An 11882-nucleotide genomic window follows, 5' to 3' on the forward strand; every position below is an offset into this window, starting at 1 on the left:
AGCGAGATCACTGCCACGTTGTAATGATCAAAAAATGGGGCTTGCACCAACTGAGCAAGGAGGCTCTCATGATCAACAGAAGGAATTTCCTCACCACGGTGGCCCTGGGCACGGCATCTGCGGCGTTCCTGTCCGCTTGTGGGCAGTCTTCGTCCTCCGGGCAGACAGGCTCAGCCCAGAACCCCGTGACCATCACCTACACCTGGTGGGGCAACGATGACCGCGCCGAGCGTACCCGCAAGGCCATTGCCCTCTTCGAGTCCAAGAACCCCGACGTGAAGGTTAACGGCAACTTCACCGACTTCACCGGCTACTGGCAGAAGCGCGCCACGGAAGCTGCCGGTGGAGGTCTTCCGGACGTCATGCAGTGGGACCTTTCCTACCTGCGGGACTACGGCCAGCGCAATCAACTCCTGGACCTCGGCACCGTGAAGATCAATACCGACGCTTTCGACAAGTCCCTCCTGCCTTCCGGGCAGATCAGGGGCAAGCAGTTCGGCATTCCTACCAGCACCAACGCCTTCGCCGTCTACTACGACCCCGCCAAGCTCAAGACCCTGGGCATCGCCGAGCCGGGGGCCGGCTGGAACTACAAGGAATTCAATGCATTCCTCACCGAAGTTGGTTCGAAGGGCAACGGTACGTTGTTCGGTGGCACCGACTACACGGGTGTGTGGTGGATGTTCAACATCTGGCTGCGCCAGAACAACATCAAGGCCTTCACCGACGAGGGCAAGCTTGGCTTCTCCAAGGACGACCTGAAGAAGTGGTGGAACCAGGCAGGCAGCCTCCGCGGCACCGGGGCGATCGTGGGCGAGGACAAGGTAACGCAGTTGCTGCCCAAGTCCCCCTTCGGTTCCAACGTCACTGCCACCGAGGCCACGTGGGACAATTTCATGGCCGGCTACCTCGCGGACAGCGGCGCCAAGGAGCTCAAGCTCGTTCCCGTTCCCTCTGACGACCCGGACAACCTGGGCCTGTTCCTCAAGCCCTCCATGCTCATGGTGGCCAGCGCCAAGACCAAGTACAAGGAAGCAGCGGCCCGCTTCATCGACTTCATGGTCAACGATCCCGAGGTTGGCCAGATCTTCAAGACCTCCCGCGGTGTTCCCGCCTCCAAGACCCAGCGCGACGGCACCACCTTCGAGGGCACGGACAAGCTGGTGGTGGACTACGAGAAGTCGATCGAGAAGTACCTTAAGGACGCTCCCGAGCCGCCCATCGTTGGCTTCGGCACCCTGGAAGCATCCTTTAAGCGCATCAGCTCGGAACTTAACTACGGCAAGCAGACCGTTGACAGCGCAGCGGATGCGTGGTTCAAGGAAGCCGAAGACCTCATCAAGCAGAACGCCTGATCCAGGCCTGAACTGACGGAAGAAACCCGTGACTCAAAGCCCAACCCTGAGCCGGCGTTCCCAGTCGTCCGCTTCCCCGCAGCCGCGCAAGCCGCGGCGGCGGGGTGCGGATGCCCGCGCCGGCTACACGTTCCTGCTGCCATGGCTGCTGGGATTCATCGCCCTGACGGTCGGTCCGATGATTTCCTCGCTGTACCTCTCCTTCACCAACTACAACCTCTTTGAAGCTCCCAAGTGGATCGGCCTGGACAACTACGCCACCTTGTTCCAGGACGAACGGTTCCTGCAGTCGGTGGGCGTGACCCTGAGCTACGTCGTGTTCGGTACGCCCTTGAAGCTCGCCGCCGCGTTGGCAGTGGCCATGTTGCTGAACAGCAAGCGGAAGGGACAGGGATTTTACCGTTCCGCGTTCTACGCTCCTTCCCTCATCGGAGCGAGTGTTTCGATCGCCATCGTGTGGAAGGCCATGTTCGGTGACTCCGGTCCCGTGGACCAGGGCCTGTCCTTCTTCGGCATCAACCTCGGCGGCTGGGTGGGCAATCCGTCCATGACCATGCCCATGATGATCCTGCTGACAGTGTGGCAGTTCGGTGCCCCGATGGTGATCTTCCTGGCCGGCCTGAAGCAGATCCCCGCCGATCTCTACGAGGCCGCCTCCATGGACGGTGCGGGTCCCGTGCGGAAGTTCTTCAACATCACCTGGCCCATGCTTTCCCCGGTGATCTTCTTCAACCTGCTCATGGAAACCATCCACGCGTTCCAGATCTTCGCTTCGGCCTACATCATCTCCAACGGTGAAGGCGGCCCTGCAGGATCCACCCTCTTCTACACCCTCTACCTCTACCTGCGCGGTTTCAGCGACTTCCGGATGGGCTACGCCTCGGCGATGGCCTGGCTCCTGGTGATCGTGGTCGGCGTCATCACGCTGATCTTCTTCAAGACCTCCAAGTCCTGGGTCCACTACAGCGGTGATTCGAAATGACAACCATGGCAACTCCCACGCAGTCCGCACCAACGCCGGCAGAGACTCCGGCCTACAACCCGAAGGCAGAGTCCGGCGCGGCCAGGAAAGCCAAGAGCGTCATCTTCCACATCGTCGCCTTGGTCCTGGTGGGGATTGTCCTCTACCCGGCTTTGTGGATGATTGCCTCGTCCTTCAAGCCGAACTCGGAGATCGGCGGCGGCAATACCTCGCTGTGGTCGGCGAACTTCAGCTTCGACAACTTTGTCACTGCCATGGACGGCATTGGCGGGGTCAGCACGCTGACGTTTTTCACCAACTCCCTGATCCTCGCCATTGGTGCCGTGGTAGGCACCATTCTCTCGGCCAGCGTTTCCGCGTATGCCTTTGCGCGGATCAACTTCCCGGGCCGCGGCTTGTTCTTCGGCATGATGATCGCCACCCTGCTGCTCCCGTTCCACGTGGTGATCATTCCGCAGTACATCATTTTCCAGCAGCTGGGCCTGGTGGACACGTACGTGCCGTTGCTGATCGGCAAGTTCCTTGCGGCCGATGCGTTCTTCGTTTTCCTCATGGTCCAGTTCATGCGCGGACTGCCGGCAGAGCTGGACGAGGCGGCCCGCATTGACGGCGCCGGACACGTCCGCATCTTCGGTTCCATCATGCTCCCGCTTATGAAACCGGCCCTGATCTCCACGTCCATCTTCTCCTTCATCTGGAGCTGGAACGACTTCCTGGGCCCGCTGCTGTACCTGAATACACCGGAAAAGTACCCGCTTCCACTGGCCCTGCGGCTCTTCGTGGACCAGACCCAGAGCTCGGACTACGGCGCCATGATCGCCATGTCTGTGCTGGCCCTCCTTCCCGTGCTGGTGTTCTTCCTGATCTTCCAGCGCTACATCGTGGAGGGCGTTTCCACCCAGGGCCTCAAGGGCTAGGAGGACAGGCAATGAGCGTCATGGACACTTCGGGAAAGCCCTCGGACAAGCCTGGAATTCCGGTCAACCGCTTTGCCCTCTTCTCCGAGACGATGCTGGCAGGCGTCATCGTGCTTCTGTTGTCCCTGCCGCTGGTGACGGCGCCGGCGGCCTATGCTGCCGGCGTCGTCCATCTCGAAAGGCACCTCAGCGGCAGGGATGATTCCCTCAGGACCCTGTGGGACACTTTCCGCCGGGCGCTGCCCGGCAGTTGGAAGTACGGCATCACGACGGCGGCGGCCGGCCTGGTGGTTGTCCTCAACCTGTTGCTCGCGCTGGTGGAGCAATTGCCGGGGCGGACGGTCATCCTGCCTGCCACCCTGGTGCTGGCGGCCGCGGGCGCGGTCCTGCTGTTGCGTACCGCGGGTAATTGGAGCGGCCCCGTGGCGTGGGACGCAGCGACCCAGCCTGCCGACGCGGGTGGTGGGGAGGGGTGGGCCGCAGCCTACTCCACCGCCAAGGAAGACTCCGTCCGCGACTGGAGCGGCTCGCTCCTTTTGCTGGCTGCCCTGGGCATGTCGGTGGTCTTCGTGTGGATGCTCCAGGCGTTGTTCGTCATTGTTCCCGGCGCACTCATCCTTGCCACCGCCGCCATCAAAATCCGTTCCCACCGAAACCGTTAGCCCGCACCACCCGCACAGATGAGAGCTGACCGCCCCCGTGCCTTCGCGCCCGTTTTCCCAGCGTCCGCAAACCCAACAGCCTACGCAACGCCCGCCACTCAACCCCGAAACCTGGCATTACCCCCTGAGGCACCATAACTACCGGATCTTCGTTGCCCTGACTTTGGCAAGCAGCGGGGGAGTATGGATGCAGCGCCTGGCCCAGGACTGGTTGGTGCTGCAACTGACAGGGAGCCCGGCCGCTGTCGGCCTGGCCGTCGCCCTCCAATTCCTGCCGATGCTGGTGGTGGGTCCCCTCAGCGGAGTCCTGGTGGATCTCTTTCCCAAACGCCGGATCCTCCTGGTGTGCCAGTCCGTCGCTGCGGTGCTTGCTGCGGGCTTGGCGGTGTGGAATGCCACCGGTGGACGTGATGTGTGGGTTGTCTATGCCAGTTGCATTGCCCTGGGTGTCACCAGTGCGATCGACGGCCCTGCCCGGCAGGTGTTCGTCAACGAGGTGGTGGGTGACCGGGGATTGCCGGCGGCCATCGGCCTGAACAGTGCCATTGGCCAGCTTGGGGCGATGGTGGGTCCGGCACTCGCCGGTGTTGTCATCGCCAAGGCTGGACCGGCGGCTGCGTTTGCCGGCAACGCCGTGGTGGGGATCGCTGTGCTGCTGATGATCGTGGCCATCCGCCCCAATGAACTGCACCATGCCCCGGGCCACGCCAAACCTGGTGACCGGCACGGCGGGATCCTCGCCGGATTCCGCTTTGTCCGCGCGCGTCCGCCGCTCCTGCTCATCATGCTTTTGGCCGGCCTGCTGGGTGCCTTCGGCATGAACGGTCCGGTGGTCCTCGCAGCGTTCGCTGACAGGGTCTGGCACAGCGGACCGGCGGGCTTCGGCCTGTTCAATACCGTCAGCGCCCTGGGTGCACTGGCTGGCGCGCTGCTTGCTACGAGGATCAAGCGCTTCGGCAGGAAGGGCATCGTAGCCAGTGCAGGGCTCTTCGGCTTGAGCCAATTGGTGGCCGCGCTGATGCCCACGGAGGAATGGTTCGTGCTGTTGCTGGTGGTGGTGGGTTTCATGACCCTGATGTTCCTCACCAGCGCTGCGACGGCAGTGCAGTTGGAAGCCGGCGCGCATGTCCGCGGGCGCGTGTTGGCCCTGTATCTTCCACTCCTCCTTGGCGGGCATGCACTGGGTGGCTTGCTTGCCGGTTGGCTGACCGGGGAGTTCGGCGTGCGGACGGGCTTGGTGGTCACGGGCGCCTTGGGGATGGTCTCGGCTGCCGTGATTGGCTTGCTGCTCTACGTGTTTGCACGACGGCGGGCCGCGGACGCTTGATCGCTTTCTGAACACCCTGGCGGTCGAAACTCACAAAAAATACCTTGACTTGTGATGTAACGCACATCTACGCTGAGAAAGCGTTTTCTCTAACGCGCATCTGCAAGACTCACCTGCGTTCAAGACAAGGACTCCAGATGTCGATTCGTGCACGAAAATCTTTCTCCGGCCTTTCCGTCAAGGTCGCAGCTGCCGCGGCAGCGCTCGCCATAACAATGACCGGTTGTGGCGGCTCTCCCCAGGCAGCATCCGACGGGACCGTAACCCTCCGCTTCAGTTGGTGGGGCTCCGACGTCCGCCACAAAATGACCCAAAAGCTCATCGACGCGTTCCAGGCCGAGAATCCCAACATCAAGATCAAGGGGGAATATGGAGACTGGTCCGGCTACTGGGACAAGCTTGCTACCCAGGTCGCGTCGCAGGATGCCCCGGACATCATCCAGATGGACGCTGCGTACCTCGGAGAGTATGCGGGCCGCGGGGCCTTGCTGGAGTTGAAGGACGTTGACCAGTCCAAGTTCGATCAAGCAGTGGCTGACGCTGGAAAGGTGGACGGCAAGCAGTACGCCATCACCGCCGGCGTCAACGCCCAGGTGGTCCTGGCCAATCCGTCCCTGGTCTCCGCCAGTGGTGTCACGCTCCCCGATGACAAGACCTGGACCTGGGACGAATACAGCAAGACCGCTGCGGACATCACCTCGAAGAGCAAGGACGGGGTTTATGGATCCGGTGCCGTTACCGGTGACGCACCCATGAACCTGTGGTTCCGCCAGCACGGAAAGAAACTCTTCGCCGAAGACGGCCACTTCGGCTTCGACGAGAACGATTTGAAGGGCTGGTATGAGTACCAAGCCCGGCTCCGGGATTCAAAAGCCGTTCCGCCAGCTTCGGTGATGACCGAGGATGTTACGGCGTCCGTGGACCAGCAGGGCCTGGCCACCAACCGCTTCGCCTTGGCATGGTACTGGTCCAACCAGCTTTCTGCCCTGAGCAAGGCATCCGGCCAGGCACTGGAGATCCACCGTCCGCCGAGCGCGGACGGCTCGGCTGCCGACGCCCAGCAGTACTACAAGTCGTCCCAGTTCTGGTCCGCGAGTTCGCGCACCAAGCACCCGGCCGAGGTCCAGAAGTTCATCGACTTCCTGTCCAACAGCGTCGAAGCCGGCCAGATTGCGCTGGCCGATCGCGGTATTCCCGGTAACTCCGAGGTCCGTACCGCCGTCACTCCGAACCTCACGCCCGAAGACGCGGCCACCGCCAAGTTCATCGACGAAATCTCCTCCGAACTGGGCGACGCCGTTCCCGTGCCGCCCGCCGGTTCAAGCTCGGTGATGGAAGTGCTGGGCCGCTACGGCATGGAGGTCCACTTCAACCGCCTCTCGCCTGAAGAAGCAGCCAAGAAAGCCTATCCGGAGGCGAAGAGCCAGCTGCGCAGCTAGCCCCTCCGCGGGATGGCATGTGATGGCAGTCCCGAGGACATTGTCATTGTTTGCCATCTCGCGGAAGGATCACGTCAACCTTCACTCCAGCAGGGGCCGAGTAGTCCAGCTCCGTGCCGTCGGGGGTGCGGCGCCAAGACACCCGGACCGGTCCGCGCTCCGTGGGGATGGTGCCTTCCGCCCGTTCCAGCCGGCACACCGGCGTTTGGATCACGACGGCGGCAGCCCCCGGAGCAGTGATGCGGACACCGAGGAGGTACTCGAAGATCTCCCGCACCACGGAAGCGGACCAAGCGTGGGACTGGCTGTAGTCGGTGCCCTCCACGAGATCCCAGGCTTCCCAGGTAAAAGAAGCTCCGGCCTCCAGTTGCCTGGCCCACCCCGGTTGCGTGGCGTCCGTGAGGAGGTCCAGGACAGCGTCCACCCGGCCCTCTGCCAGCAAGGCGCGGAACAGGCGGTGCACCGTCATGGGGCCTTGGCGCATCCCCATTCCGGCCAGGCGTTCCGCGTCTTTGGCGGCATGCTCTGGGGGAGTGATGCCCAAGGACAACGGGAACGACGTCGCGTGTTGGGAAGCGTTCAGGCTTGGCCTGCCGTCGGCGTGCAGGCCGTCCACCATGACCCCGTCCACCCGAAGGGCGTCATTGAACCGAGCCCCGAGCGCGGCTGCCGCGGCAGCGAACCTCGCCGAGTCCCGCTCACGTTCGGCGGTGGCGCACAACCGGCTGACGACGTCGAGCACTGACCAGGCCTGCGCATTCACCGTGGTCCGTGCGGCGCAGTCCATGTCGTAGCCGAACCGGCCAGGAGCGGGCCAGTCCACGATGCCGTGCAGGTACGGGCCGGACCCTCCGCCCAAGTTCGTGACCAGGCCGGCGGTCGGACCGTCGACCGGGATGTGCCGGAGCACGTAGTCGGCTGAATCGACAAGGCAGGGGAGCAGTTCTTCGACCAGCGCATCATCGCCGCTGTGGCGGTGGTACTCCTCCACCCACTCGGGCATCATGAGCGAGAAATCCGGGATATCGCGCTTGCCATCGCCGTTTGGGTAAACCGCGTTGTAGCGTCCGCGCTCCTCCGGGGAGGCCCAGTAGCGGCCCGCCGACGCCGCGAACTCACGCAGGGCCTTGGCAGTGAAGTGGCGCTCGCCGAACAGGGCCATGGTGGCGTAGGAAATGTTCGCAGCGTCAGCCAGGAACTGTCCCTTCTCGCGGGTAGGGGTGTCCACGAACTGCTCCTGGACGCCGTACAGGGCAGAGTCTTTCAGCAAAGCGAAGACGTGGTCCAGGACCGGATCCGAACTGCTGAAGGTTGCCTCGTCCGGATGCTCCGCGTGGACCACCACGGCCGCTACGTCGCCGAGTTCTGCCACGGACAGGCCGGGGAACTCAAGGTAGCGGAACCCCAGATGGACGGCAGCCCCGTAGCACTGGGCGCCTCCGGTTTGGGTGTAGGGAAAAGTCATGTCCGTGTTTTGGCTGGCCGTCTTGCCGTGGTCCACCCGGCCGTCCTCAAGCAGCGCGTAACCGGCCCGCATCATGATGGTCCGGCCGTCTACACCGCTACCGAATTCCACCACTGGACGCCCCGGCAGGACCCTGCCGAAGTCCGCCACGGGTGTGCCGTCCTCTGCCGAGCGGATCACGACGGCGGACACCTGGTTCCGGGCGACCATCGCGTAGTTGGGGTGCAGCACCGGGAAGTCCGGGACAGGGTGCTGCCCGAGCGACTGCGCAGGGGACCAGCCTTCCGGTGCAGGCCAGGACGCCGCGTCGTGATGCTCGATCGGATCGCCTTCGTCGTTGCGGTATCCCGCTTGCCTGTAGGGGCCTTCGGCGAGCAACCACCCGGGCCCGGTTCCGAACAGGTCCCGGGTGCCGTCGTCGTACTCAACGCTCAGCTGGGCCAGCAACCCCGGGCGGCCGGCAGCCCGACCCTGACCGGGTCCGTACCAGTGGGCCAGGGCCTCGATGGTGGCTGAGTCTGTGTCCTGCAGCGCGTCGGTCACGTCCGCAGCGTCGTAGAACTGCTCACCGGGATAACCGAAACTGGTGGTTTCCAGGCAGGGCATGCCGTTGATCGAGAAGCGCGCATGATGGCCGGCCGCAGCATAGAGGCGGGCCCGGACCACCCTGCCAAGTAGTTCCACGGTGGTCTTGGCGAGCGTCCATTCGTCCGGTTGGCGGTGGGGCGTGCTTGTTTGCCAGGCGTCCAGTGCGTCCGGCGATGAAAAATCTGCTTCCAGCACGGTGGAGCCCGCAGCATGCACCGTCAGTGCGCGGTACTCCGCCTGGCTGCGGGGTCCCTGGTGGAAGGCCACGCCGGTTCCATGCCCGTTATGACGGGGCACAAGCGCCTCCAGGACCTGCTTTCCGTCAATCACGACGACGATCCCGTCGCCGTCGTCAGTCACGGTCAGGTCCTGCCAACCGTCGGCGGGAACCGTGCCCGCCCGCGACGCTGCTGCCGCTTCAAAACCCTGCGTCTCGGCCACCGGCACCGTGCAGGGTGCGGCGGCGGCTCCGATCTCCCAAGCGGGGGCCGGCCTGAGCAGCGCAGCACCATGGGGCTTGAGCTCAAGGAGCAAGCCGTTCCCCGCGCCATCGCTGCGCAGGAGGATCCCGGCCGTGCCCAGTCGGAGGCGGAACCGCGCCTTGACGGTGACCGGTCCCTCGGCTTGGACGGGCCAGGGAGCGTGCGGAGTGCCGCCTATGCGCAGGAAGCCGTCCATGAGTTGCATCGGGGCGCGGCCACCGGGAGCGCGGTGGATCCAGTGGGCGGCCCAGCCTTCTCCGGCGGCGCCGAGGCCCGTGCTGAAGGAGGCCGGGGGAGAGGCAGCGCCCGTGGCCCCCTTGGCATCCGTCAATTGCACGGTCCAGGTGTAGTCGGAGTCCGGAGCCAGGTCCTGCCCTGTGTAGGGGATGTGGTGTTGTTGCCCGGATGGCACTTGGCCTGAGTCCCAGACCGTGCTGCCCCGGCTGTCCATGACGTTGATGCGGTAGCCGTTTTGGGCCGCGTCCGTGGCCTCTGCCGCCAGCCGCCAAGCAAACGTCGGCTTGGCTGGGGCGGTGAGGCAGCGGGACAGGCCCTGGACCGTGGGGTGGGAGGCCATGAGGGCTTGGGACGAAGCCGCGTTCACCGTGCCGCCACCAGGGCCTCGATTTCCGCAGCTCCCAAGGATCCGTCGCTGATCCACACGGGGATGCTCCGGCTCAGCATGTGGCCTGCTTTGAGTTCCACGGGTGAATCCCAAGCAAGGGCCGAGCCTACGGCCGGGTACCCGTCCAGCCGCACGAACCACGGATCAGCCGACTCTTGCGGCGCCCCGAACACCAAGGTGGCAGGCCCGCCGTCGAACTCTCCAGCCCACGCCAGCCACGGCGAAACCGAGCCGTGAACGGCAGGTTCGCCGTCGGCTGTGGAGGAGAAGACGCGTGGCTGGCCATTGACGGGAAGCCGCCAGAAGAATCCACCGTAGCCACTGCCGGCTGCGCCGTGGGAGCCCGGGCTGCCCAGCGCCAAATCCACGACGGCGGTCAGCTCGGTCCGTATGTCCAGGCGCCACGTGCGGTGGTCAACCACGGAACGCCCGTAAGTGCGCTTCTCGGTGAGGAGGGTGGTGCCGTCCGTGCCAATCCACTCAAGGTCAAGAACTGCGCTGTCCTGGTGGCGAACGCTGCGTCGGAGCTCGATCCGACCGTGATCCTCAAGGTCGAGATATCGTCCCGCAGTCCGCCGGTAGCTGCGGCCGCCCCAGAAGTTGGTGCCGTTGACGTCCTGCAGGGCGAAGCCCGCTCCCAAATGCCAGGCATGGTCGATCGGCAGGTGGTCGGTCACCACGATACCGGACTGCGTGGTGACGGGGTGCAGGTAAGGGCGCGGAGACAGGCCGCTGTCCAGGGCGGTCCCGGTCCGCAGCGTAATGACTGCATTCTTTGCTGTCTGGAACAGGGGTTCGGCGCCGGCTCGGTGGCGTGTGGCCCAGGGGAGCCCCAGTTCCGAGAACGTGGCATTTGCCGTAGTGGCGCGATCCAGGATCTCCTCGATGCCAGGGATCACTGCATGCGCTTGCTCGCCCGTTCCCACCCACTCGATACTCGATGCGGGAATGGCCGTGGGCGCTTCAGCCGTGCGGATGGCCTCGAGGACCCGCATGAAGGCGCCGCTGTGGTCCAGAGGGCTCAGCAAAGGCGTTCCGTTGGACAGATGCTGGAGCAGGTTTTCTGTGAGGTCGTCGCGGCCGAAGGTGTGGGTGGTCTCACCGGCGCCCGTTGTCACGGTGACACGATCCTCGGTGTAGTGGAACACGGCCGTCCCTTCACTGCCGTGCAGCGTGATGTACGGTTCCACGGACTCGGTGGCACAGAGCGTGAGGGCGCACGTGATGGTCAGGCCGTCCGCGGTGCGGAGCCGGATCACGGATGTATCGTCGGACTCGATCTCATTGGCGCGGTAGAGGTCCGTGTCCACCGAAGCCAGCTGTTCGGCCTCCCGGGCATTGGCGATCCGGAGCGCGGTGGCGATCGCGTGGGCCAGCGGGTTGGTGGCCACGCCGTCCACTACATCAACACCGTCAATGCTGCGCTTCCCGGCCCAGCGCGAGCGCTTGTAATAGGCGCGGTCCCTGACCCAGCGGCCTGTGGCGGAAATGCTCTTGAGCCTGCCAATAGCAGGAAGCTCGGGTGAAGCTACGCCCCGTGCGAGGCAAGCCAGCCCGGCGAGGGCATGCGATCCCAGGCTTTGGAAGCCGATCTGGACGCTGCGGCCGGAGTCACGGGCGGCCTGTTGCAAGTGGACGAAGTCCTTCATGGACGCGACGGGCGGCTTCTCCAGGTAGAGATCCGCCGAGGACGCCATGACGGACAATGCCAGCGGAGCGTGGGTCTGGATAGGCGTAGCCACGATGATGACGTCCGGGCTGTGGTTTCCGGCGAGGAGCGAATCGAGGTCCGCGTACACGGCGGTGGTCTCCGGGAGCGCCCCGGGAGCCGGTGGGTTCGGATCTGCCACGGCCACGAGTTCCACCAGTCCCTGCGCCGAGAGCCTGTTGAGGTTGCCCAGATGGTGGAGGCCGAAGCCATGGACGCCAACCAAGGCAATCCTGGCAGGGGCCGTCTTCAGCGTCGGTGGGGCCTGCAACCCTGGTGCGGCGGCGCTCAGTTCGGCGGATGGCGTGTCCATGTGGGCTCCTCGGTGCATG

General features: G+C 64.5%; 8 protein-coding genes. 6 read left to right on the forward strand and 2 right to left on the reverse strand.

Going from position 1 to position 11882, the window contains the following annotated elements; all coding sequences use genetic code 11:
- Nucleotides 1–68: 68 nt before the first annotated feature.
- The 6 genes from ACIQTZ_RS16135 to ACIQTZ_RS16160 all read left to right on the forward strand — a co-directional run bounded on the left by ACIQTZ_RS16135 (nucleotide 69) and on the right by ACIQTZ_RS16160 (nucleotide 6682).
- Nucleotides 69–1355 (forward strand): ABC transporter substrate-binding protein, encoded by a 1287-nt coding sequence (locus ACIQTZ_RS16135; protein ID WP_402948199.1) that lies wholly within the window; start codon nucleotides 69–71, stop codon nucleotides 1353–1355.
- 28 nt (nucleotides 1356–1383) lie between these two features.
- A complete protein-coding gene (locus ACIQTZ_RS16140) occupies nucleotides 1384–2337 on the forward strand; it encodes a carbohydrate ABC transporter permease (protein ID WP_400337103.1) in 954 nt (317 codons plus the stop codon).
- Nucleotides 2334–3254, forward strand: a complete 921-nt coding sequence (locus ACIQTZ_RS16145; protein ID WP_402982235.1) for a carbohydrate ABC transporter permease — start codon at nucleotides 2334–2336, stop codon at nucleotides 3252–3254. The genes ACIQTZ_RS16140 and ACIQTZ_RS16145 overlap by 4 nt, the downstream gene beginning before the upstream one ends.
- Nucleotides 3255–3265: 11 nt before the next feature.
- Complete coding sequence (locus ACIQTZ_RS16150) at nucleotides 3266–3916, forward strand: Poxvirus protein I5 (RefSeq protein WP_402982237.1); 651 nt, start codon at nucleotides 3266–3268, stop codon at nucleotides 3914–3916.
- 37 nt (nucleotides 3917–3953) lie between these two features.
- Nucleotides 3954–5243, forward strand: coding sequence for an MFS transporter (locus ACIQTZ_RS16155; RefSeq protein WP_402982239.1), 1290 nt, complete (start codon nucleotides 3954–3956; stop codon nucleotides 5241–5243).
- A 137-nt stretch (nucleotides 5244–5380) separates the two neighbouring features.
- Complete coding sequence (locus tag ACIQTZ_RS16160; protein WP_402982240.1) at nucleotides 5381–6682, forward strand: ABC transporter substrate-binding protein; 1302 nt, start codon at nucleotides 5381–5383, stop codon at nucleotides 6680–6682.
- Between the two features lie 43 nt (nucleotides 6683–6725).
- Here the strand turns inward: ACIQTZ_RS16160 and ACIQTZ_RS16165 are convergent, their stop codons facing one another.
- The gene (locus tag ACIQTZ_RS16165) at nucleotides 6726–9821 is read right to left on the reverse strand and encodes a family 78 glycoside hydrolase catalytic domain (RefSeq protein WP_402982242.1); all 3096 of its coding nucleotides are present in this window, start codon (nucleotides 9819–9821) and stop codon (nucleotides 6726–6728) included.
- Nucleotides 9818–11863, reverse strand: coding sequence for a DUF6807 family protein (locus ACIQTZ_RS16170; RefSeq protein ID WP_402982244.1), 2046 nt, complete (start codon nucleotides 11861–11863; stop codon nucleotides 9818–9820). Before ACIQTZ_RS16170 ends, ACIQTZ_RS16165 begins: the two co-directional genes overlap by 4 nt.
- Nucleotides 11864–11882 lie beyond the last annotated feature (19 nt).

Origin of the sequence: Paenarthrobacter sp. NPDC090520, from assembly GCF_044769205.1 — a bacterium.
Classification (GTDB): domain Bacteria; phylum Actinomycetota; class Actinomycetes; order Actinomycetales; family Micrococcaceae; genus Arthrobacter.